This is a genomic window from Rhodanobacter sp. AS-Z3 (assembly GCF_029224025.1).
Lineage (GTDB): Bacteria > Pseudomonadota > Gammaproteobacteria > Xanthomonadales > Rhodanobacteraceae > Rhodanobacter.
This window is the reverse complement of record NZ_CP119392.1, coordinates 1,154,854-1,178,184: the sequence shown is the minus strand read 5'-3', so window position 1 is coordinate 1,178,184 and position 23,331 is coordinate 1,154,854. Positions and strand designations below refer to the sequence as shown.

Here is a 23,331-nt window from a genome sequence, read left to right as displayed (position 1 = left end):
CCTACGGAAATGTGGGGACACGGGCTTGTCGCGCTCGCGTTGGTCGTCATGCTTGGTGCAGGTAGCAGCCACGCGCAGCAACCGATCACCTTGTCGCCGGCCAAGACCGCCGAACAAGCCAACCTGACAGACATCCGTGCGCTGGTGCCGGACATCGCCGAGGACATCAAATACGCCGGCAGCGACAATTTCATGGGCGTTCCAGCGGACGGCTATCTCGCACCGAAATGCCTGTTGCTGCGTCCGGTGGCTGAAGCCCTGGCACGAGTCGAACACGAGCTGCGCGCGCAGCATTTGCGCCTGAAGATATGGGACTGCTATCGACCCGCCCGCGCGGTAGCCAATTTCGTGCGCTGGGCACACGATCTGCCAGACCAGCGTACGAAGGCGCAGCATTACCCAAGCCTCGACAAATCGAAGTTGCTCGGCGACTACATCGCACCCGTTTCCGGTCACAGCCGCGGCGCCACCGTCGACCTCACCCTGCAACGCTGCAGGGACGATGGAACGCACTGCCTGTCACTCGACATGGGCACCGAGTTTGATTTCTTCGACGTGCGCGCGCATACCGATGTTGCCGGCATCAGCGCCGTGCCACTGGCCAATCGCCACCTTCTGCGGGATGCGATGGCGCGCGAGGGCTTCCGCAACTATCCGCTGGAGTGGTGGCACTACACCGTGTCGCCGGAGCCCACGCCACATACGATCTACGATGTCCCGGTGCAATGAAGCACCGCAAGCGCCAAACAGGAACCTGCCATGCATAAGCTCATCGCTGGCCTCGCCATCGCCACCGTCCTCGCCGGCTGCTCATCGGGCGTCAAGCCGGTCGATCCGATCGATGCGCTGATGCAGCGCTACAGCGGTGATGTGCCCGGCGCTTCGCTGCTGGTAATCAAGGATGGCAAGGCGATCGTCAATCGCAGTTACGGCCTGTCCAACGTGGAGGACCATGACGACGCCGCGCCAGCGACCAACTATCGGCTGGCCTCGGTCAGCAAGCAGTTCACCGCGGCAGCCATCCTGCTGCTGGCAGAGAATGGCCGTCTGCATCTGGACGATACCGCGCGCCGCTGGTTACCGTCGCTGCCGGAGGTCACCGCCGGCGTCACCCTGCGCCAGTTGCTCACGCATACCGGCGGACTGGTCGACTACGAAGACCTGATTCCCGCCGGCACGACCGATCAGGTGAGTGATCAGGATGTGCTGCGCATGCTGTCAGCCACCGCGAAGACCTACTTCGCACCCGGCACCGCTTACCGTTACAGCAACACCGGCTACGTCCTGCTCGGGCTGGTGGTGGAGCAGGCCTCGGGCGTCAGTCTGCCGCTGTTTCTACAGCAGCACATCTTCCAGCCGCTGCACATGGATCACACCCTGCTGTACGAACGCGGCGGGCCGCCGATCGATCATCGCGCCTACGGTTACAGCGAGGAAAACGGCCACTGGACGCGCACCGACCAAAGCGTCACCAGCGCCACTCGCGGCGATGGCGGCATCTACTCCTCGGTCGAAGATCTGGCGAAGTGGGACGCCGCGTTGTATGACAACCGTTTGCTCAGCGACGCCTCGCGCAACCTGGCCTTCACCGCGCACGTCAAGGTCACCGGCGAGCCGTATGAAGCCGGCTACGGTTACGGCTGGCGCATCACCGGCGACACGCTGTGGCATTCCGGCGAAAGCATCGGCTTCCGCAACGTCATCGTGCGCTGGCCGAAGCAGCATCTGACGGTGATTCTGCTCAGCAACCGCAACGACCCGGAGCCTTATCGCAGCGCACTGGCGATCGCCCAACCGTACTTGCAGGAGCCGTAATGTTCGAGTCCATCCGCGCACCGCGTCCACTGCGTGGCGCTGCTTTACTGCTTCTGATCGCGCTGCTTGGCGCCTGTGCCTACGCGCCACGCAATCCGCTGGCGACGTGGGTGCCATCGCCAAACCACGACCTCCGCCGGCCGGTGCTGATCGTGCTGCATTACACCAACCAGCATTCGGTGCAGGCAAGCCTGGAAACGCTGCGCACCGCCAACAGTGGTGGCCCGGTGAGTTCCCATTACCTGGTCGGCGCGGACGGCCATATCTACCAACTGGTGTCCGACCAGTTGCGTGCGTGGCATGGGGGCCCGGGTCGCTGGGGCACGATCACCGACATCAACTCGGCTTCGATCGGCATTGAACTGGACAACGATGGCGTTACTCCCTTCGCCAAGCCGCAGATCGATAGCCTGCTGCGCCTGCTCAGCGACCTCACCGAGCGCCTGCACATTCCGCGCACGCAAATCGTCGGTCATCAGGATTTTGCGCCGGCACGCAAGGATGACCCTGGCCCGCTGTTTCCCTGGCAACAACTGGCCGCCGCCGGCTTCGGACGCTGGCCACAGGGCGCGCTGGTCGACCCACCCGCCGGTTTCGATCCGTGGATGGCGCTTGCCTTGATCGGCTATCCGCTGGATGACCGCGCAGCTACCGTGCGGACCTTCCACAACCACTTTCGTGGCCTCGGTGGCGACGAGCTCGACGCGCAGGATTCGCGCATTCTGTACAACCTCGCGCAGCAGATCGAGACAACCGGCGGCGAACCGGCGAGCCACTGAAACGCCGATCAGCGTCGACGGTAGCAGCCGCAGGATTTCACGACTCGGTGCCACGCCATCGCCGCCACTGATCGTTGTGCCCAGCCTTCGTCACTGCGTTGGCATGGCCACCTTCGTTGCGGCTATCCTCCAACGGATATCAGTGCAGGATCAGCCCATGTTCGACCGCAACGTGACAACCCACGACGCCAAGCCCACCCGATACGTGCCGCCGGCATTTCGTGGATTTTCACGCCGACATCGGTGCCTGCCCGCCGCACTGATGGCCGTATTCAGCACGATGGCCTGCGCCCAAAGCGTGAATCCTGATGCGACCGGTCGTGAGCCCGTCAGCACCCGCGAGGCACTGCAAAATGCCCGACCGGTCACCGCCAGACACGCCATGGTGGTCAGCGCGCAACACCTGGCCACGATGGTGGGCGTGGACATCCTCAAGCGTGGTGGCAATGCGGTGGATGCGGCGGTGGCGGTCGGTTTTGCGGAGGCCGTGGTGCATCCATGCTGCGGCAATATCGGCGGCGGCGGATTCATGACCCTCCACCTCAAGGACGGCCGCAACCGGTTCCTCGACTTTCGCGAAAAGGCGCCGGGAAAAGCCACGCCAACGATGTTCCAGGATGCCGACGGCAATGTGGTCGAGGGCCGCAGCACCCAGAGCTATCTCGGCGTGGGCGTGCCGGGCACCGTGATGGGTTTCGCCACGGCGCTGAAGGCCTACGGCACGATGTCGCTGAAGCAGGTCATGGCACCGGCGATCAAGCTGGCGCGCGACGGCTACCTGCTTCAGCAGGGCGACGTCGACAGCCTTGCTTCAGGCACCGAGGGTTTTGCCCAGCACGCCAACGTGGCGGCGATCTTCCTCAATCATGGCAAGCCGTTCAAGGTCGGCGAACGACTGGTGCAGAAAGACCTCGCGCGCACGCTGGAGCTGATCGCCAACGGCGGCAGCAAGGCATTCTACGAAGGACCGATCGCGCACGCTGTGGTCAAAGGCAGCGACGCCAACGGCGGCATCCTGTCGTTGCGCGACTTCGCCGATTACACCGCGCAGTGGGAAAAGCCGATCCAGTGCGAGTACCGCGGCTACAACATCATTTCGGCGCCCCCGCCGAGTTCGGGCGGCACCACGCTGTGTCTGATCCTGCAGATCATCGAACCCTACCCGATGGCAAAGTGGGGCTACGGTTCGGTCAACAGCGTGCACACCCTGGTCGAAGCCGAACGCCGCGCATTCGCCGATCGCAATACCTATCTCGGCGATCCGGCCTTCGTGAAGAACCCGATCGACACCCTGCTCTCAGCGGAACATGTGGCGAAACTGCGCGCCACCATCGCGCCGGACAAGGCCACACCATCCTCCGAGATCAGCGGCAGCCTCGGTGCACCCGAAGGCAACCACACCACGCACTACTCGGTGGTCGACAAGAACGGCAACGCCGTGGCGGTCACGTACACCATCAATTTCTTGTTCGGCAACAAACAGATCGCCGGCGACACCGGCTTCTTTCTCAACGACGAAATGGATGACTTCACCGCCAAGCCAGGCATCGCCAACGGCGCCGGTCTGGTGCAGGGCGTGATCAATCAGATCGAGCCGGGCAAGCGCCCGCTGAGCTCGATGACGCCCACCATCGTGTTGCGTGACGGCAAGCCGTTCATGCTCACCGGCAGCCCTGGCAGCGCGACCATCATTTCGTCCACGCTGGAGAGCTTCCTCAACGTGGTCGACTTCGGCATGAACATGCAGCAGGCCGTCGATGCGCCGCGCCTGCACCACCAGTGGTACCCCGACGTGGTTTATGTCGGTCAGGGTTTGCTGACGCCGAAGTCACAGCAAGCGCTGGAAGCGATGGGACACAAGTTCGAGCCGTTCGACGGCGGCGCCGTCGAAGCGATCCTGATCAACCGCAAGACGGGTTTGCTGGAAGGCGCCAACGATCCACGACGCCCGGCGGGGCTGGCTGCCGGTTACTGACGACACGCTGCGGCGGTAGCCTGTGCGGGCTTCAGATGAAGGCCTGTCGTCGGCGCTGAATCAACAATCCAGCGCCGGGCAGACGTCCATCGGTCACACCTGCAAGTGGTCGTCGTTCCGCGCCACCAGCGCATACAGCGCCGGCATCAGGAACATGCCGATCAGCAGCCGCGACAGCATGCCGGCCACGATCACCAGCGCAAACGGCCGCTGCGAATCGGTGCCCACGCCACTGGCAATCGCCGCCGGCAGCAGGCCCAGCGCGGCGACCAGTGCAGTCATGGTGATCGGACGCAGGCGCAGCACCGCAGCTTCGTGGATCGCCTTGCCGATCTCCATGCCACTGAGGCGCAACTCGTTGACGCAGGAAATGTAGACCACACCGGTCAGCACCGACACGCCAAACAACACGATGAAGCCGATCGCAGAGGACACCGAGAACGACGTACCGGTGAGCCACATCGCGAGAATCGCGCCGAACGGTGCGGACAGCAGTACGCCAACCACGGTGATGAACGGAAACTTGAAGTTGCCGTAGAGCACGAACAGCAAACCGAAGATCAGCAGCAAGGTAAGCGGCAGAATCACATTCATCTGCGCACGCGAGGCGGTGTACTCCTGGTACTCGCCGCCCCATTCCAGTCGATAGCCGCGCGGCAGCTTCACGTCATGAGCGACCTGCTTGATCGCGTCATTCACGGCACCGGCGAGGTCACGCCCGGTCACCGAATATTGCACCCCGATATAGCGTGAACCATTCTCGCGATAGATGAACGACGCGCCGTTGGCCACGCTGATATCGGCCAGTTCTTTCAGCGGAATCTGCTGACCACCGGGCGTGGCTACCGGGATATTGCCGATCTGCTGCGGGTTGTCGCGGTACTTCGGGTCGAGACGCACCAGCAGGTCGAACTGCTTTTCACCCTGCGCCACCTGGGTGGCCACGTCGCCACCGATGGCTGCTTCGATCAGCTTGTTGATGTCATCGACGTTGATGCCATAGCGGGCGATCTTCGCGCGATCGATCTTGATCGCCAGGTTCGGCTGACCCAGTTCATGCACCAGGGTCAGGTCGGTGATGCCACGCACCTTTTGCATCACCTGCTTGATCGCCTTGCCTTTGTCCTGCAGCACATGCAGGTCCGGCCCGTAGATTTTCACCGCCAGCGCGCTCTTCAGGCCGGTTTCCGCTTCATCGACGGCATCTTCGGCAGGTTGGCTGTAGTTGAACTGGATGCCGGGAAAAACCGCCAGCTTCTTGTCGATCGCCGCGATCAGATCCTGCTTGCTGTGGTATTGACCACCCCACTGCGAGTAAGGCTTCAAGCCGACGAAGAATTCGTCGTTGAAGAAACCCGTGGAATCGGTGCCGTCATCCGGCCGTCCGAGTTCCGAGGTCACCGTGGTGACTACCGGGAACGAACCGAGAATCTTGCGGATCTGCGGCGATATCTTCGACGCCTCATCGAACGAGATGGTGTACGGCATGGTTGCGCGCACCCACAAGGAACCCTCATCCAGATGTGGCATGAACTCGGCACCGATACCGCGCATCATCACCAGGGCCAGCACCAGCAGCAGCATCGACGCACCGGTCACCCGCCACGCGTGCCGCTCGATACGTTCGAGCCCGCGCACATACCACGCCTTGAATTTCTCGTAGATCGCATTGCGTCGTTCGGTCACACCGCGACGCATGAGCAACGCACACAGCACCGGCAGCAGCGTCAAGGTGACCAGCAACGAGCCGACCAGGGCGAAGATCATCGTATCCGCCATCGGCTTGAACAGCGTGCCGGATGGTCCGGTCAGCACGTAGATCGGCAGGAAGCTGGCGACGATCACGGCCACCGCGTAAACCAGCGGGCGATCCACTTCCGATGCAGCGGTCTGGATCACTTCACGGATGTTGAATTCGGTTCCTTTGCGCGCAGCCAGTTCACGGAAGATGTTCTCGACCATGAAGATCGCGCCATCGACCAGGATGCCGAAATCAATCGCACCGATCGATAGCAGGTTCGCCGAAGCACCTTTCAGATCCAGACACAGGAAGGCAAATAGCAGCGCCAGCGGAACGGTCACCGCGACAATCAGACCGGCGCGAATGTCGTAGAGGAAGAAGATCAACACTGCGATCACCAGCAGCATGCCCAGCAGCAGGTTGTGCATCACCACACCCTTGGTCTGCTGGATCAGGTCGGTGAGGTCGTAGAACGCATGGACCTTGACGTCTCTGGGCAGGATCTCGCTATTGAGCTCGGTCGTCTTCGCCTCGACCTGCTGCAGCACATTCTCGGTTTTCGCGCCGGTGAGCGACAGCACCACGCCTTCCACGGCGTCGTCCTGATTCATGTAGCCGAACTCGCCCAGTCGCGGTGCAATGCCGATCTTCACCGTGCCGACATTGCTGACCAGTACCGGCGTGCCGTCATGCACGGCCAGCACCACGTTGCCGATGTCCTGCACCGTCTCCAGACGACCCAGTCCGCGCACGTAGAAGAACTGCCCGCCCTGCGAATAGAAGCCACCACCGGCATTGCTGTTGTTGGCGGCCAGCGCAGCCTCGACCTGTGCGACCGACATGCCCAGCGACGCGATCTTCATCGGGTCAAGCAGCACCTGGTATTGCATGGTGCCACCGCCGAAACCGGAGTCATCGGCCACGCCGGGGATCGCCCGGTACTGCGGCGCGACCACCCAGTCGTTCAACGTCTTCAACTCCATCGGCGAACGGTCGGTGCTCTGCAGCACGTAGCGGTAGACCAGGCCGGAGGGAGGCGACATCGGTGACATCGATGACGATACGCCATCGGGCAGCGAGACATCCGGCAGCCGGTTGCGTACACGCTGGCGCGCAAAGTACGGATCGGTGCCGTCAGCAAAAGTCAGCGTGACATCCGACAGGCCGTACAGCGAAATGGAACGCTTGGTGACCATGCCGGGCACGGCATTCAGGCCCAGCTCCACCGGCACCGTGATCAGCCGCTCCACTTCCTCGGAAGAATGGCCCGGCCACTGGGTGACAATGTCCACCATCGGCGGCGAGAGGTTCGGGTAGGCATCCATCGGCAGCGTGTTGTAAGCCCACACGCCGGCGGCCGCCAGCCCCACGGCCAGCAGCAGCACCAGCATGCGCTGCTGCAAGGCGAACGCAACGATGCGATTGACCAGCGAGATCGGCCGCGACGAAGTCTCTTCAGGTGGCATGGACGCGCTCATTGGGTCTGGATGAAGTGCAGGAAGATCGCGCCGTCCACCACCACCTTGTCGCCGACATGCAGTCCCTCGGAAATCAGGAACTGGTCATCGACGCGCTCGCCCAGGGTCACCGTGCGCTGGGCATAGCCACCGTCAGCCGCCGCTACATACACGAACGGCAGATTGTCGTCATCGCGCAGCACCGCCGACACCGGCACCAGCAACCCTTCATGCGCTTCGCTGGATTGAATGTGGGCGCGCACGTACATCTGGTGCTTCAGCGCGCCATCAGCGTTATCCACCAGCACGCGGGCTGCGATCGAACGCGTGTCGGGGTTGATGACTGCACCGACATTGCTGACCTTGCCCTGGATCTTCGCACTGCCGATTTCGGTATCGATGGTGACCTGATCGCCATTCTTCACCGCCGCGGCATCGTCACCGAACAACTGCGCCATCACCCACATCTTCGAGGTGTCGGCGACGGTGAAGCATTCGGTCGAACCCGCCGCCAGCAGTTGCCCGGGCGCAATCGATTTCTCGACCACGGTGCCGGCAATCGGCGCGCGAATCACGCCTTGCCCGTGCGCCACCGGCTTGCCATCGCGCAGCGCGGCGATGGTCGGCTGATCGACATGCAGAGCCAATAGCGCCTGCAGTGCCGCATCACGGTCGGCATCCGCACCGATCGCATCGGATTGTGCCTGCGCCTGCTCACGCTGTGAAATCGCCTGATGAGCGTAAAGATCCCGATCGGTCGCCGCCAACTTGTCGGCCACCTGTGCCGCGGCCAGTGCCTTGCGATACGCACCGGCAGCCGCGGCAAAATCGGGCGAGTCGACCCGTGCCAGCGGCTGGCCCTGCTTGACCTGGTCACCCTGATTCACCAACACCTCGGTCACCGGACCGGAGAACGGCGCCAGCACCTGGACCGCCCGGTCATGGTCGAAATCCACCACGCCACTGGTCTCGATGCTGCGATGAAAACGGCTGCGCGCGAGCGTGAGCAAATGAATGTGCTCCCGCTGCGCGGCGGTCAGCGTCACGTTCTGCGGCTTGTCACTGGCGGCAACCGCTGGTGAGTCGGCTTTGGACGAACACCCGACCAGCACCAGCAAGCTCGTCAACGCGAGTGCCGACAACACGGCGGGAGTCGTGCGCCGCATCAGCGCCGTCACGGAGGAAATTTCACTTTTCATCGCTATCCCGGTTGGCAGCGGCGTGGATGGAATCGTTGTGTGCCGCATGCGTGCCTTGCTCGTGCCACCAGCCTCCGCCCAACGACTGGAACAAGGCGGCGGTATCGGTATAGCGACTGGCTTGTGCCTGCACCAGCGCAATGCGCGCCTGCTGATAACCCTGTTCCGCGCTCAGCAACGAGAGGTAACTGGCGTAGCCGTTCTTGTACTGGCGCTGCGACAGATCCAGGGTGAGCTTTGCCGCCTGCTCCGCGCTGGCCGCCGCCTGCAGGCCTTCGGCATCGTGCTGCAAGGCGGACAAGGTATCAGCCACGTTCTGGAACGCGGTCAACACGGTGCCCCGATATTGTTCGGACGCCTGCACATAGGCTGCCTTGGCGGCGCGTTCCTGATGCAGCAGGCTGCCACCGTGGAAGATTGGCGCAGCGATATCGGCGCCAATGCTCCAGAAACCCGTACCAGTCTTGAATACCTGGCTCATGGCTACGGCGGTGCTGCCGGTATTTGCGCTGAGGGTGATATTTGGCAACCGGTTCGCGATGGCAACACCGATCTGCGCGCTGGCTGCATGCATGTTCGCTTCGGCCTGACGCACGTCAGGACGCTGCGCGACCAGCACGGATGGCAGGCTCAGCGGCAGTTGCTGCGGCAAGTTCAGACTGGCCAGATCAAAGCTCTGCTTTGGTGCCTGGCTCGGCATGTATCCCGCCAGCACGGCAAGCAAGTTGTTTTGCTGGTCCAACTGGGTCAGCAGCGGCGGCAGTGTGGCCTGCAACTGCGCTAGCTGCGACTCCTGCGCGGCCAGGTCGAGCCGGCCGGCATAGCCCTTGTCCAGTTGGTAGCGCAGCAACTTCACCATCTTCGCGTTGATCGCAATGAGGTCGCGGGTCGCGGCCACCTGTGCACGCAACGAGGCCTGCTGCACCGCCGCCGCCACCACGTTGGTGCTCAGCGTAATGCGGGTGGCGATCGTCTGGAACTGCACGGACTGTTCCTGCGCCTTCAGCGATTCCACGGTGCGTCGGTTCAGACCGAACACATCCGGCGCGTACGAAATACTCAGCTGTGGAGTGAAGAAACTGAACAGATACTCGTCGGGCACTACCGGGTAATTGGGGGCGGGCGCGACCTGCTGTGACTGCATCTGACGATTGGCCGAAAAGCCGCCGTCGATGGCAGGAAAATATCCGCCACGACCGGCCTTGGTGCTTTCGCGCGCCACCGTCAATGCCGCCTGCGCCGCCTTGAGATCCGCGTTGTGCGCCAGTGATTGTTCGATCAGCGCGTTCAATGCGGTGGAATGAAACAAAGTCCACCACTGTGCGGGAATGTCGCCACCGGAAACGAAATGCTGCGCCTGACCGCCGGTGACCTCCGCGCTGACCGTGGCACTCGGCAACGGGCCTGCGGCGACACTGGCAACCTTCGGTGCTGCCGGGCGCTGAAAATTCGGACCCACCGCACAGCCGGCGATCGACAAGACCGCCACGGCAGCCACGACATGCCGCACCAACGGATACCTCCGCTCGATCATCGCGGCCATCATTTCGACGGCACCGGCAAGCAGGAGAACCGCGGATTGTTCATGCGAGATGTCTTGGCGGAAAGAACGGAAACGCAACGATATAACGTACCAAGTCGCAGTGAAAGCCTGCAAGAAATTGCGCCGAAGCCGCTTGTCAATTCGGACCGGCTTGCCTAACGTGGTGCACCCGCGGCCATCCGCTTCGGCATCATCCCGACAGAGATCGCGGCTCATGACGGACCTTGCGTGCCCCGTAGCCAATGGCTCCCCGACCTGGGGCTGGGTGGATCTTTTTGTGTGGAAGCTGGTGCCCGAGCGGCTCGGCGGCGGCATACCCTTCATCCAGCGCTTCAAGGATGGGTGGGTGCGGCGCAACCGGAAATTGATCATCGCGAACGCAGCGCAGTACGCCATGCCTGCCGAACTCCTGGCGGGCGTGTGCTGGATCGAGGTGGGCGGTGACCCGGACTCGATCGATCGGATTGCCTTCGATGTGCGCTCGTTCGACTGGAGCGGGCCGGACTGGATTGATCAGCACCTCACCGTGACCCATCAACCCGCCAGGACATCCTTCGGAGCGGTCAGCATGCAGTTGCGTACGGCAGCGCAAACACTCGGCATGAACCCGGCAAAAATGCCGCACGCCCAACTGAGCCAGCTGGCCGACTGCCTGCAGAAAGACGTGTTCAACATCGTGCTGGTGGCCCGGCACCTGCGCATGCTCATCGATCACGACGGGCCACAGACCGCGCCGCCCGCCTTGAGCATGGATCAGGTTCGCATTGCCGGCGCCCGCTACAACCGGGGCATCGACCTGAGCCTTGAGCAAATCCGCAAGAACACCCGTTACGGCGATTTCATCGTGAAGTTCTGGCCTCGCTTCAGCGGGCTCCTCAAGTGAATCGGGGAACAGGCAGGCTTGTGTTCAAGTTCGCGGCGTGGGTGCTGTTTGCCTGGGGCGCATTCGTGTTCATCGCCTTGCCCGTCCATCGCTACGACTGGATGCAGCAGATGGACCCGTCCATCGCCCCGCCACCCACCACCAGCGCCGACAACAGCTCGATCTTCGTGCTGCTGTTGCTGGCCGCAATCGTGCTCAGTCAGGTGGCGCTGATCGCAACGGCCAGCAGCCGCGGAGAAAAGATATTTGCGATCGCACTGGCGGTAGTCGCGATGGCGCTGTGGATGTCGAGGTTCTGGCGCTAACGTCATCTGCGTGGCAAACGCACTCCCCATCAAACGTGCCGGAATAACGCTGCAGAACCCTAGTCCTGCTCTGGCTACCGATCACGGCGTGGTGAGATAGACCGCGTAGATGTCCTGCTCCAGCTCGATGGTTCCCACACGAAGTGCCACTTCGGGAAGTGCTGTGCCAGACACCGTCACCGCGTACAGGTCGCCGGTCATGCCATAGGACGAACTGGGAGGCACTTCGGAAACGCTGTAGACACTCTTGAGCCGCATGCCATAGGCCTTCGCGATCTGTTGCGCAGATTGCTGCGAGTCGGCCATGGCGCGTTTGCGCAGCTCATTCCGAAGCAACACTTCATCGCTGCGCTTGACGTCCACACCCGTAATCGTGAGTTCGTCGCTGGTGACCAGCTCACCAAGCAAGTCACGCAGCTTGTCGGAGTTATCGAAAGTGGCATCCACGGTGCGCGAAACCTCCGTGCCGACAAAGACCTCCGTATCGTTGCGCTCCTCCGTCTTCGGACGAACACTCAGACTACTGGCTTGAGTGCGGTCATCCAGTGCACCGTGTTTCTTCAACGCCTCCAGAATTTGTTTGACGTGGGCCTCGACCTTGGTCCGCGCGATCGCCGGCGCCTTGTTCACCACGTTCACCGTCAAATGGATGGTGAAACGATCCGGCACATAGCGACCCTGGGCGTGCCCCTTCACCAGCAAATGGGGCGCCGCCGGCAACGCATTGACTTGCGCCAGCACCGCACTCGGACCCAGCAACAGCGCCAACGCAACCAGCAAGCGCTTCATCATCCCTTCCCCTTCAGCATGGACGTCCGTTTACAAACCCTTCGCCGCCTGCGCCACCGCGCGGAACAGCGCCCGGCCCTTGTTCATCGTCTCCTCCCACTCGGCGGCAGGGTCGGAGTCGTAGACGATGCCAGCACCGGCTTGCACGTGCAGGCGGCCGTTCTGGATCACGGCGGTGCGGATCGCAATGGCGGTGTCTGCATCACCCCACCAGCCGATCCAGCCGATCGCGCCGGCGTAGATGTTGCGCTTGTAAGGTTCGAGTTCCTGGATGATTTCCAGTGCACGAATCTTCGGCGCACCGCTCAGCGTACCGGCGGGGAACGTGGCCTTGAGCACGTCCATGTAGCTGAGGTTCGGCTTGGCCGTACCCTGCACCTGCGAGACGATGTGCATCACGTGCGAGTAGCGTTCGATCACAAACGACTCGCTGACTTCCACCGTACCGCTCTCACTGATCCGGCCGATGTCGTTGCGACCCAGATCGATCAGCATCACGTGTTCGGCGCGCTCCTTCGGATCAGCCAGCAGCTCGGCTTCCAGCGCCTGATCTTCTTCCTCGGTCGCACCGCGCTTGCGCGTGCCGGCCAGCGGACGCACCACGACCTTGCCGTCTTTCATCCGCGCCAGAATTTCCGGCGAGGAACCGACAATCTGGGTGTCGCCGAGGTCGACGAAGTACATGTACGGCGACGGATTCAGCGCGCGCAGCGCCCGGTAGACGTCCACCGGCCGCGCGTTGAAACCCACGCTGAGGCGCTGCGAGGGGACCACCTGGAAAATATCGCCGGCGCGGATGTATTCCTTGGCCTTTTCGACCATCGCCTCGAATTCTTCCCTGGTGAAGGAAGATTTGAAATCGCTCTCGTCCAACGCGATCGACTGGGTAAGCTGCGGATAGGAAGCGCCGCCCTGGCGCAGTCGATAGACCAGCGCATCCAGCCGACGCTGCGCCTCGGCATAGGCCTGCGGCTGCGCGGGGTCGGCGTGAACGATCAGGTACAAGCGACCCTTGAGGTTGTCGAACACGGCGACTTCCTCGGCCAGCATCAGCAAGACATCGGGCGTGCCCAGCTCGTCGGCGCGATCCCACTGCGCCAGTCGCGGCTCGATGTAGCCAATCGTCTCGAAGCCGAAATAGCCGACCAGTCCACCGCTGAACGCGGGCAGTTGCGGCAGCCGCGGCACGTCATATTGCGCGCGCAGTTTCTCGATCTCGCCCAGTGGGTCGTCGAGATGACGACGCTCGGTGATCTCGCCGGAATCTTCCACTTCGAGCTCGTGCCCGCGCAGGCGATAGACGCGCTTCGCCGGCAGGCCAATGATCGAATAGCGTCCCCAGGTGGCGCCACCCTCGACGGATTCAAACAAGAAGGTATACGGCCCATCGGCCAGTTTCAGGTACACCGACAGCGGCGTGTCGAGGTCGGAAAACACCTCGCGTACCAGCGGTATCCGCGTATGGCCCTTGGCCACCAGCGCATCAAATTCGTCTCGGGAAATCACGTGGCTGATCCGTAGCTCAGGCAGGACTGCCGATTGTAGGGCAGCTGCGACAGCCGTGCCGCTCACGGCCCTGGCAGGAGCCCGCTCGCGGGCAATGCTCTTGCCGGAAATCACTGGAACCAACAGCCAGAAGCATCGCCCACGAGCGGGCTGCTACCGAGGTTGACGGTCGACTGAGAGTCGCGGTCGTGGCATCCCGCGCAGGCTCAGGGAAAACGCCACGCCGCTGCCGTCATCGAGGTTGCGCGCACTGGCGACGCCGCCGTGACGCTCGGCCACCAGCCGCACCACGTACAAGCCCAGCCCCAGATGCGGCGCATCGCCGGGCGTAGCCTTGTCGCGCAGGCTGACCAGCGAATCGAACAGCCGACCTTGCATCGCCGCCGGCAATGACGGCCCCTGATTGGCCAGCTCGATCTCGGCGCCGTCCGCGGTGGCGGTCAGGCTGAGCCGCAGCAGGCCATCGGCCGGCGTGAACGACAGCGCGTTGTCGAGCAGCTTGTCCAGCGCCTGCGCGATCAGCTCCGGCGCGCAGTGCAGGTTGATGGCGGAAGTGGGTAGTTCGCAGCTGAGGCTGCGGTTACCGATCAGCGGCCGGTAAGCGTCAGCGCAACCGCGCACCACGTCACGCAGATCGACCTCTTCGGGCTCGGCCCCGGTGATCGAGCGCTCCATCCGACTCGACTCGCTCATCGCGCGCACCAGCGTACCCAGCCGCGCCACGCCGTCGCGGGCACGCGCAAGATAAGGCTGCGCTTCAGCAGGCAGGCGGTCTTGCGCCAGCAGAATGTGCTCGAGGTTGTCCAGCGAGGACTTCACGATGGCCAGCGGCGTGTTCAATTCGTGCGAGAGTTTGGAGGCCAGCGTGCGCAGGTAGTCGGTGTAGCTGCCAACCACGTCGAACAGCTTCTCGAAGCTGCGCGCAAGGTCGCCGATCTCGTCTGGCGCGTCGGTCATCGGAAACTTGCCGCTTTCGAACAAGCCGTCCAGACGTCCGTCGTTGAACTGGGCGCGCTCGGCCGCGTTGCGCAGGCGACCAAGCCGCAGGCTCAAGCGGGTGGCGAACCACAACAGGATGCCGCCAGCGAGCAGCAGTACACCGAAGCTGGTCAGCAGCAGGCCGAGCAGTGCGCGATTGGCCAGCAGCGGCACGATGTGACTGGGCTGCTCCAGCAGCAAGACGCCATCCACCTTGCCTGCCCGCTCGATCGGCACCGCGGCAGCCAGCACCACGCTGCCGCGCTCTTCACCGCTGCGCCATACGGCGGCAGGCTTCCCGCCGGCCGCGGCGCGCACTTCGCCGGTATCCAGTCGCGGCACGTCCTGCGCCCACAGGTTGGCATCCTCCAGTCGGTTGGCCAGCAGCGAGCGATAGACCAGCGAGGCAAACCAGCCGGGTTGGCCGTCACGGCCAGGCAAGGTGTTGAGCCGCCCGCTGCGCGCCAACAGCCAGCCTTGCGGTGCCAGCACGCGTGCCTGCACCCGCTCAGGTACCAGTTGGGTCAGTTCGTCCGACATCTTGCTCGAGTAGCCGAGCAGCGCCCGCGTATCGGCTGCCATGCGGTCGCCACCGGCGGCCGCGTCGTAGATGCCGACACCGAGTCGGCGCAGCGCAAGACTCTGCGGCAAGCGCAACTCGACGCGGTAACCACTGCCATCTTCCTGCCACTGCGCGAGAATCACCTCAGGCAGTCCATCAACCGGCGGGTCAAGTGGTCGCGCCGAGATCGCGCCAGGTGCAGCACTGGCCAGTAGATAGCGACGCAGGCCGTTGGCGTTGCCCAGCGCCAGAATCAGATGATCCGCCGCCAGTGCATTGGCATCCTCGGCATCGGCGCGAGTGCGATGGGTGTCGCGCACATCGGCATACAGGTACAGCCAGTGGTCATCACCGGCGAGCAGCAGTTTGCCGTGCGTACCGAGCGGCTGGCTCCATGGCGTCAACGGCGCCCAGTCGTCACCATAGCCGTCGACGGTGAGCGGCTGGGTGGCCGGCTCGACATACCAACTGCGCCCACTCTCGGGCGGCAGCGCATCGGTGACCACCAGGCTGCGCGCCACCGCATTGGCCGAGGCCAGCAAGGCCTGCGCCTGGCCTTCGCGCAACAGCGTTTCCATCTGCCGCACAAACAGCCAGCCGGCAATCGGCAAGGCCAGCGTGCACAAGGCGACCAGCAGCAATTTACGGCGGAGGCTCATCGAAGCACGTTCTCAGGGCGCATGCGCAGCCGGCGCCGCGGTGTCCTTCATCCAGCGGCTCGCCACCACCACCCGCATGAAATCGTCGAGCAGCGTCTTGCGTGACGGATCGGCTGCATCGAACGCCATCGACCAGCTCAGCCGCACACCGCTGGCGACACCGGGATCGCAGAACACCAACACATCGTCGACATGATCACTACCCTCGTAAACCGAGGCCTCGCACGGCATGGACGGATGCCGCACCGCAAACGTGGAGGTCTTGCCGGCCGGATCGTGTTGCAGGTAGCGCTTGCGATCAGCCTGCACCTCGTCGGCCAGCGTGCCCGGCTTGCGTGGCCATACGTTGAGTACCATCACCCGCTGCGGATTGCCGCTCCACTCGCCCTGATACAGCACTGCCTTGACGCCGATCGCACGGGCGTAGGTGCAGCAGTCACGTGTCCAGCCGGCCGGCGTGGCTGCAGCGATCACCCACGCGGGTGCGTTGCCATCGCGGGCGCCGCGGGCGAGCACGTCATCGTTCGGTTCGGCCGCCAGCGCCAGTGTCGAACTCAGACACGCCGCCAACAGCAGGCCGAGCTTCCATCCACGCCGCATTACGGCTTCCACCGATAGCCAACGCCGTGCACGGTTTCGATCGCATCGAATTCCGGCGCCACCGCTACAAATTTTTTGCGGATGCGCTTGATGTGCGAGGTGATGGTGGCGTCGTCGACAACGAGCTCGGCCTCGCGCATCAGCTGGTCGCGATTCTTCACGTGGCCGGGGAAGCGGATGAGCGTGTGCACCATCCAGAATTCGGTGACGGTGAGGGGAACTTCCTCGTTGTTCCAGGTGATCCGCATGCGCTCCGATTCAAGCTTCAGCGGGCCGTGCTCAAGCACCGTCTCACTCGACATGGGCGCCTTCAGCGATTCGATGCGGCGGAACAGTGCAGCGATGCGCGCGGCGAGTTGGTGCAGGCTGGTGTCCTTGCTGAGATAGTCGTCGGCACCCAGGCGCAGACCGGAGATCACATCGAAATCCGAATCGCGGGCGGTAAGGAAGATCAACGGCAAGGTGGCCGACTTTGCGCGCAGCTCGCGGCACAGGTCGAAACCGCCTTCCGGCTCGTCGCCCAGGCCGATGTCGATGATCACCAGCTCCGGCAATTTCATCGCAAACGCGCTGGAGGCGTCCCGGCGCGAACCGTAGCCCCGCGCGTCGTAGCCGAAACGGTTCAGCGCCTCGACGTAGTTGGCGCGGATCAGCGGTTCGTCTTCGACGATGGCAATGCTGCGACCCATGATGCGTTCCTTTCGAATGGTGGGCGCAGCGTGCTATGCGAAACGCTTGCGCGCAAGCCATCCACGACGAATGCCCGCGTTTTGCCACAAGCGGGCCGCAAACCGGCCGTTTGCCGCCGCTGCACGCGCCGCGTGTGGCGCTTTGATGGGAACCGTCAACAGCACGACGAGAAACTCATGAAAATCGACACCGACCCACGCGACATCAACGCTGAACTGCACAGCTTCGAACCGCTGCGCATCACCCTGGCGCTGGGCGCCCTGTTGCTGGGCCTGCTGCTCGGCATCCACTGAAGGAGATGATCATGAACAACGCTCGATTTCTCGCCGTTCGTTCGCTTCCGCTTGCCGTGGAAGGCGCTGGCACGGCTGCTGCGCAAGGATGCGCAGCAGCCGTGGACCAGACTGAGCCCGACACCGACTGGCAACCGCTTTGAGCCGCAGCCGCATCGTGACCTGATGGTTCCAGACCCCGTTCCGTCCGACATGGTGGTTCCTTGTCCCCTCCTTGCGAGGGGACTTTTTTCCGCCAGCATGCACGCCTTCCACGCCGGCGAACGTCTCGCCCTCGTGGTAGGCAAACCATCTCGTGAAGCTGAATGCCGCCGCGGCGATCGACCGCGCCAAGCCGGGAACCAATCGGAAATGGCCCGGTCAGAATTGGTGATTGGTGCGGTTCCTCTTGCCGTGGAACGTGCCGGCATGGCCACCGCCAGTTTCGGCGGTGGCCATGCCGGCACACCAATCATGGTGTTTCCTCTCACGTCCCGACGACGTTTTTCCCGACGCAGCTCCTCTCTGCGTCGGGATTTTTATGCCCGCGACCCGGCCCCAGGGTTCAGCCAGCCATCGCCCGATGCATGGCTTCAATTTCGGCGCGATAGTCCGCCGCGTGGAAAATCGCCGAGCCCGCGACAAAGGTATCGGCACCGGCAGCGGCAATCGCACCGATGTTCTGCGCGGTAACGCCACCATCCACTTCCAGCCGGATTTCACGGCCGCTGGCATCGATGCGCTCGCGCACCCGACGCAATTTCTGCAGCGTGCCGGGTATGAACTTCTGACCACCAAAGCCCGGGTTCACCGACATGATCAGGATCATGTCCAGCTTGTCCATCACGTAGTCGAGGTAGTCCAGCGGCGTGGCCGGATTGAATACCAGACCCGTCTGACAGCCGCATTCCTTGATCAGGCCCAGCGTGCGATCGATGTGCTCGCTCGCTTCAGGGTGGAAGCTGATCATGCTGGCGCCCGCCTTGGCGAAGTCGGGCACGATGCGGTCGACTGGCTTGACCATCAGATGCACGTCGATCGGCGCGGTGATGCCGAACTTTCGCAGCGACTGCAGCACCATCGGACCGATCGTCAGGTTCGGCACGTAATGGTTGTCCATCACGTCGAAATGCACCCAGTGGGCGCCGGCAGCAAGCGCTGCAGCGGTGTCTTCACCCAACCGGGCGAAATCGGCAGCGAGGATGGATGGGGCGATGATCGGGGATTGCTTGGGCATGGCGGCTACCGGGCGAGTCGGAAACTGGTGAGTGTAGGAGCCCGCTGGCGGGCGATGCCCCTGTTCTGATCGGAAAACAAATTCGAGCCAACCGCATCACCCGCTGACGGGCTCCTACTTGAAGCCTTTGGCTTCCTTGATCCGGTCGTACGCCGCGTTGATCTCGCTGGCGCGTGACTCGGCCTGCTTGCGCATGTTTTCGGGCAGGTCGCCGAGGCGGTCGGGGTGGTGCTCGGAAATCAGCTTGCGGTAGGCACGCTTGATCGTACGTTCATCGGCATTGCGATCGATGCCGAGCACGGCATACGGATCGGGTCCTTGCGGGCTGCGTTGTGGCGGCACATAGCCGCTACCCGTTCCATTGCCGTGCTGACTGCCACCACGCGAACCGCCGGCGCCGGCATTCCATGCATAACCCTTCATCGCCATCAGCGCCATCAATTCCATGTCGCTGATGCGCAGCGCAAACGCGAGCTGGCGCAGGATCGACATTTTCTCGGGCGGCGGATTGCCCTCTGCCAACACGGTTTCGATCACCACATCGAGCACCGGGAAGGCGTGATCGCGACGCAGGCCAACCCAGTTGCGCAGCTCGGCAATCGTGCGGGTGACATCGAACTCCGGCTGCTTGCCCACGTTGAAGCTGGCCACGGCCTGCTTGCGCTGATCGGCGGTCAGGCCCATGCGCGTCATCAGCCGCTCGGCAATCGCGATCTCCTGCTCCGACACGCGACCATCGGATTTCGCCACCGCGCCCAGCAAGGTAAACAGCGGCCCGACGAAGCCACCGGCCTCCGGCGTGGCGTTCTTGCGTTGGCTGTAGCGCATGTTGTCGAAGATGAAACCGATCACCGCGCCGGTCACCGCGCCGGGCAGACGCCCGATCAACATGCCGAAGAACGCGAACCACAGCGTATAAGTGAAACTCATGGACGCACCTGTGCGGGCTGCTCGTTATACCAGCGCGCGAGCGCGTCCAGCTCCGCATCATTGACCGGACCGATTGCCGCCCGCATCACCGGAATGTCCCGGCGGCCATCGCGGTACTGCTTCAGCGCAGCACGCAGATAGTCCAGCCGCTGCCCGGCCAGATTCGGCACCCCAGGCATGGCGGCATGGCCATTGGCGCCGTGGCAAGCCGCGCACAAGCCCAGCCGGACAGGCTGCACCGGGCTTTGGGCAAAGGCTGGCAGGGCGGCGAACAGGAGAAGCGCCGCAATCAATAAGGTTCGCATCGGCAGTACATGGAGCCAAAGGTTGCCAATTCTACCAGTGACAGGCAAATGCAGGCTCCACGTTTCCGGCAGCCGTGCCGCAGCGGCTAGAATGGGCGCTTCCCTTCGCCCTAGTGGAACCCGCCGCCGTGCCCACCACCTTGCCGCAATCCAACCTTCCCGGACTCGAACTGGTCCACCGCGGCAAGGTACGCGATGTCTACGCGTTGTCCGACGATCGGCTGTTGATGGTCGCCACCGATCGGCTATCGGCCTTCGATGTGGTGATGCCAAACCCGATTCCGGGCAAGGGCGAAATGCTGACCCAGATGTCGAACTTCTGGTTCGCCAAGACGGCGCATCTGCTGCCGAACCACCTGCTCGACGTGCCGCTGGCCGATGTGTTGCCGCCGGGTACCGACCTGAAGTTGTACGAAAAACGCGCGGTGGTGACACGTCGACTGAAGCCGGTGCCGGTGGAAGCGATCGCCCGCGGCTACCTGATCGGCTCGGGCTGGAAGGATTACCAGGCTACCGGCTCGCTGTGCGGCATTGCCCTGCCCGCCGGCCTGCAGCAGGCGCAACAGCTGCCCGCACCGATCTTCACCCCGTCGACCAAGGCGGCCGTGGGTGATCACGACGAGAATGTCAGCTTCGATGCGGTCATCGATGCGGTCGGCAGCGAACTGGCAAACCAGGTGCGCGATGCGACGCTGGCGATCTACCGGTGGGCAGCCGCCTATGCAGCCGAACGCGGCATCATCATCGCCGACACCAAGTTCGAGTTCGGCACCGATGCCAGCGGCAAGCTGTATGTGATGGACGAGATGCTGACGCCGGATTCCTCGCGCTTCTGGCCCGCCGACGAATATCGCACCGGCATCAGCCCGCCCAGCTACGACAAGCAGTTTGTGCGTGACTGGCTGGAAACCCAGCACTGGAACAAGACCGCGCCCGGCCCGGTGATTCCCGACGAAGTGATTGCGCGTACCGCGGCCAAGTACGCCGAGGCGCTGCAGCGGCTGGCCGGCATCCGGCTCGACTGACGCTGCACAGGGAATCACGCATGCGCACCATGCAGGACTGGCTCGACAGCTACAGCGCCGACCACCGCAACCCGATCAACCAGAGACTTCACTGGATCTGCGTGCCGCCGATTGCGTGGTCGGTGATCGCGTTGCTGTGGGCTGTTCCAGTGCCGACCAGCCTGTTGCGCCAGGGCTCGTGGGCGGTGCTGGTGATCGTGATCGCTTTCTACTGGTACTGGCATCGCTCGCGCGCCCTGGCCGCCAGCCTGCTGGTCGCGTTCGCCCTACTCGGCCTGCTCAGTAATTATCTTTATCTGCAGCTCGGCGCGGCGCAACTGTGCTATCTCGCGGTCGGCGTGTTCGTGGTCGCGTGGATCGGCCAGTTCATCGGCCATCGGTTCGAAGGACGCAAGCCGAGCTTCCTCACCGATCTTTCCTACCTGCTGATCGGTCCGGCCTGGCTGATGGCCAAGCTGCTGCGCCAACTCGGATTCAAGCAAGCCTTATGACTACTGCGCTTACCATCATCAGCACCCTGCTCTGGTGGGTGCTTTACAGCAGCATGGCGGCGCTGGTGTTCGCCCTGATCGGCTGGTCGGTCATGCGCTGGGCCGAGCGCTGCGCGGTGGTGTTCAACCGCATCTATCTGGCCTGTTTGCTGTGGACGATGATCGGCCTGCTGCTGGTCGTTGGCGTGGCCGCGTACGAAGGCCACTTGCATCCGCCTTACGCCGCGCTGTTGAGTTCCGGCCTGCTGCGCTGGGCGCTGGTGCTGGACATGTTGATCGGCACGGCCTTGTTGTGGGGCCTGGTACCGCGTGTCGACGCCCGCCGCATTCGTCCGGGTAGTGCATGCATGGCGGTGGCCGCGATCATGGCGGTCAGTTTCGGTATCGCCACCAGTCTGGCGTAAGCCATCACGTGACCGAAGGGGCGGATCACTCCGCCCCTTCCATGCCTCAACCGTGTGCCAACATGCTGCCGAACAGCACCGCCACGATGACGGCAAGAATCAGTGCCAGCACGATAAAGATCACCGTGTAGATCGCCTGTACCACGCAGGCCTTGGCGAAGCCGATCTGGCTGCCATTCTGTGATAGCAGCAAGTAGTTCACCACCAGGGCGCCGACCAGGAACTGCACAAGCAGCGACAAAAACCCGCCAGTACCGCCGGAACTGACAAAGCTGATCAGGATCATCGCCACAACGCCGGCGATCCAGGTCAACACCACGGCGCCCAGAGCGCGCAAGTAGGACGGCATATAGCCGACCGCAAAACGAAAGGCCACGCTCAACACCAGAGCTGCCAGCAGAATGCCGACAACGGCCATGATCAGCATGGCAAACAGCCCCATGCCGGCCAATGCAGCCAACGAAGAAGTACCCATAAATCCCCCAGAGCAAATGGTAATGGAACCGCCCGATGACATCCCCATGTCATCGCCCGCGGTGCTAGCAGCCTACCCGATTCCAGTCACGGCGACAGGATGCGCAGCGCCTCAAGGATCGTCATGCGCCTCGTGCATGCGACGGCGCGGCGGGGGGCTCGCGCTAGCCGACTGCCGCAACGGCCGCCGTACTTGCCACGAATGCCATCCACACCATCAGGCAGACCGCGAGAAAGATCAGCTGCACCAGCAAGGCGCGGGCCGCGCCGATATGCATGCCATTGTTGGCCAGCAATTGCTGATTCACCCACGCGGCACCCACCAGCAGCGCAATGCCGAGGCCGGCCCAGTCGGCTGCGGCTGACGGCAGGACCAGTCCCATCGCGATCGACGCCACCACGCCCACGACCAGGGTCAACAACACCACGCCGAGAGCTCGCTTGATGTTGGGGAAATAGCCGATCACGAAACGATAGATCAGCGCGAGCAGGAATGCCGCAACCACCACGGCGACGACAAGCGCAATGAATGAGCCCAGCAAGCCCATGTTTGCAGCCATTCTTTCCAGTGCGGACATGCCCATGAAGCCCCCTTGTGCGCGAATGAAACCTGCCAGCCAGCGCCACCCCATGCCGCTGACTGCGGCCAGCGGCAGCGTAGCGGATTATCTAGCGAGCGTCAGGAACGCGGCGGGCCGGCAGGCGTCACACC

General features: G+C 63.3%; 22 protein-coding genes. 9 read left to right on the top strand and 13 right to left on the bottom strand.

Features of this window, described 5'->3' with window-relative positions; translation table 11 throughout:
• Window positions 1-48 precede the first annotated feature (48 nt).
• From PY254_RS04955 to ggt, 4 genes are all read left to right on the top strand, one after another.
• Complete coding sequence (locus tag PY254_RS04955) at window positions 49-729, top strand: M15 family metallopeptidase (RefSeq protein WP_281014372.1); 681 nt, start codon at window positions 49-51, stop codon at window positions 727-729.
• A gap of 30 nt (window positions 730-759) precedes the next feature.
• Entirely contained in the window at window positions 760-1,815 is a 1,056-nt protein-coding gene (locus PY254_RS04950; protein WP_281014371.1) for a serine hydrolase domain-containing protein, read from the top strand.
• Complete coding sequence (locus tag PY254_RS04945; RefSeq protein ID WP_281014370.1) at window positions 1,815-2,594, top strand: N-acetylmuramoyl-L-alanine amidase; 780 nt, start codon at window positions 1,815-1,817, stop codon at window positions 2,592-2,594. The genes PY254_RS04950 and PY254_RS04945 overlap by 1 nt, the downstream gene beginning before the upstream one ends.
• Before the next feature lie 157 nt (window positions 2,595-2,751).
• Complete coding sequence (ggt, locus tag PY254_RS04940) at window positions 2,752-4,569, top strand: gamma-glutamyltransferase (protein ID WP_281014369.1); 1,818 nt, start codon at window positions 2,752-2,754, stop codon at window positions 4,567-4,569.
• 93 nt (window positions 4,570-4,662) lie between these two features.
• Here ggt and PY254_RS04935 read toward each other — a convergent pair whose 3' ends face one another.
• From PY254_RS04935 to PY254_RS04925, 3 genes are read right to left on the bottom strand one after another with little or no spacing between them, the layout of a single operon-like run.
• Window positions 4,663-7,776, bottom strand: a complete 3,114-nt coding sequence (locus PY254_RS04935; protein WP_281014368.1) for an efflux RND transporter permease subunit — start codon at window positions 7,774-7,776, stop codon at window positions 4,663-4,665.
• Window positions 7,777-7,784: 8 nt separating this feature from the next.
• The gene (locus PY254_RS04930) at window positions 7,785-8,966 is read right to left on the bottom strand and encodes an efflux RND transporter periplasmic adaptor subunit (RefSeq protein WP_281014367.1); all 1,182 of its coding nucleotides are present in this window, start codon (window positions 8,964-8,966) and stop codon (window positions 7,785-7,787) included.
• Window positions 8,956-10,500: an efflux transporter outer membrane subunit gene (locus tag PY254_RS04925; RefSeq protein WP_281014366.1), complete on the bottom strand. Its 1,545-nt coding sequence runs from the start codon at window positions 10,498-10,500 to the stop codon at window positions 8,956-8,958. Before PY254_RS04925 ends, PY254_RS04930 begins: the two co-directional genes overlap by 11 nt.
• Before the next feature lie 286 nt (window positions 10,501-10,786).
• Between PY254_RS04925 and PY254_RS04920 the strand changes: the two genes are divergently transcribed.
• Together PY254_RS04920 and PY254_RS04915 are read left to right on the top strand one after the other, a co-directional pair.
• Window positions 10,787-11,392 (top strand): hypothetical protein, encoded by a 606-nt coding sequence (locus PY254_RS04920; RefSeq protein WP_281014365.1) that lies wholly within the window; start codon window positions 10,787-10,789, stop codon window positions 11,390-11,392.
• A 20-nt stretch (window positions 11,393-11,412) separates the two neighbouring features.
• On the top strand, window positions 11,413-11,697 hold the full coding sequence (locus tag PY254_RS04915; RefSeq protein ID WP_281014364.1) for a hypothetical protein: 285 nt from the start codon (window positions 11,413-11,415) through the stop codon (window positions 11,695-11,697).
• 81 nt (window positions 11,698-11,778) lie between these two features.
• Here PY254_RS04915 and PY254_RS04910 read toward each other — a convergent pair whose 3' ends face one another.
• The 8 genes from PY254_RS04910 to PY254_RS04875 all read right to left on the bottom strand — a co-directional run bounded on the left by PY254_RS04910 (window position 11,779) and on the right by PY254_RS04875 (window position 20,225).
• Window positions 11,779-12,486, bottom strand: a complete 708-nt coding sequence (locus tag PY254_RS04910; RefSeq protein ID WP_281014363.1) for an SIMPL domain-containing protein — start codon at window positions 12,484-12,486, stop codon at window positions 11,779-11,781.
• Between the two features lie 30 nt (window positions 12,487-12,516).
• Window positions 12,517-13,992 carry an anthranilate synthase component I gene (trpE, locus tag PY254_RS04905; protein WP_281014362.1) on the bottom strand — a complete coding sequence of 492 codons (1,476 nt, stop codon included), beginning with the start codon at window positions 13,990-13,992 and terminating at the stop codon, window positions 12,517-12,519.
• A 153-nt stretch (window positions 13,993-14,145) separates the two neighbouring features.
• The gene (locus tag PY254_RS04900) at window positions 14,146-16,191 is read right to left on the bottom strand and encodes an ATP-binding protein (protein ID WP_281014361.1); all 2,046 of its coding nucleotides are present in this window, start codon (window positions 16,189-16,191) and stop codon (window positions 14,146-14,148) included.
• A gap of 12 nt (window positions 16,192-16,203) precedes the next feature.
• A complete protein-coding gene (locus PY254_RS04895) occupies window positions 16,204-16,791 on the bottom strand; it encodes a hypothetical protein (RefSeq protein WP_281014360.1) in 588 nt (195 codons plus the stop codon).
• Window positions 16,791-17,480 (bottom strand): proteobacterial dedicated sortase system response regulator, encoded by a 690-nt coding sequence (gene pdsR, locus PY254_RS04890; RefSeq protein WP_281014359.1) that lies wholly within the window; start codon window positions 17,478-17,480, stop codon window positions 16,791-16,793. The genes PY254_RS04895 and pdsR overlap by 1 nt, the downstream gene beginning before the upstream one ends.
• Before the next feature lie 838 nt (window positions 17,481-18,318).
• Complete coding sequence (rpe, locus tag PY254_RS04885; RefSeq protein ID WP_281014358.1) at window positions 18,319-18,990, bottom strand: ribulose-phosphate 3-epimerase; 672 nt, start codon at window positions 18,988-18,990, stop codon at window positions 18,319-18,321.
• Window positions 18,991-19,104: 114 nt separating this feature from the next.
• Window positions 19,105-19,920 carry a co-chaperone DjlA gene (gene djlA / locus PY254_RS04880; protein WP_281014357.1) on the bottom strand — a complete coding sequence of 272 codons (816 nt, stop codon included), beginning with the start codon at window positions 19,918-19,920 and terminating at the stop codon, window positions 19,105-19,107.
• A complete protein-coding gene (locus PY254_RS04875; protein WP_281014356.1) occupies window positions 19,917-20,225 on the bottom strand; it encodes a c-type cytochrome in 309 nt (102 codons plus the stop codon). Before PY254_RS04875 ends, djlA begins: the two co-directional genes overlap by 4 nt.
• 128 nt (window positions 20,226-20,353) lie before the next feature.
• Between PY254_RS04875 and PY254_RS04870 the strand changes: the two genes are divergently transcribed.
• From PY254_RS04870 to PY254_RS04860, 3 genes are read left to right on the top strand one after another with little or no spacing between them, the layout of a single operon-like run.
• Window positions 20,354-21,250, top strand: a complete 897-nt coding sequence (locus tag PY254_RS04870; RefSeq protein ID WP_281014355.1) for a phosphoribosylaminoimidazolesuccinocarboxamide synthase — start codon at window positions 20,354-20,356, stop codon at window positions 21,248-21,250.
• 20 nt (window positions 21,251-21,270) lie between these two features.
• On the top strand, window positions 21,271-21,741 hold the full coding sequence (locus PY254_RS04865; protein ID WP_281014354.1) for an Mpo1 family 2-hydroxy fatty acid dioxygenase: 471 nt from the start codon (window positions 21,271-21,273) through the stop codon (window positions 21,739-21,741).
• Entirely contained in the window at window positions 21,738-22,145 is a 408-nt protein-coding gene (locus tag PY254_RS04860; protein WP_281014353.1) for a hypothetical protein, read from the top strand. The genes PY254_RS04865 and PY254_RS04860 overlap by 4 nt, the downstream gene beginning before the upstream one ends.
• Before the next feature lie 46 nt (window positions 22,146-22,191).
• Here PY254_RS04860 and PY254_RS04855 read toward each other — a convergent pair whose 3' ends face one another.
• Both PY254_RS04855 and PY254_RS04850 read right to left on the bottom strand, forming a co-directional pair.
• Window positions 22,192-22,620 (bottom strand): hypothetical protein, encoded by a 429-nt coding sequence (locus PY254_RS04855; RefSeq protein ID WP_281014352.1) that lies wholly within the window; start codon window positions 22,618-22,620, stop codon window positions 22,192-22,194.
• A gap of 163 nt (window positions 22,621-22,783) precedes the next feature.
• The gene (locus tag PY254_RS04850; RefSeq protein ID WP_281014351.1) at window positions 22,784-23,251 is read right to left on the bottom strand and encodes a hypothetical protein; all 468 of its coding nucleotides are present in this window, start codon (window positions 23,249-23,251) and stop codon (window positions 22,784-22,786) included.
• Between the last annotated feature and the right edge of the window lie 80 nt (window positions 23,252-23,331).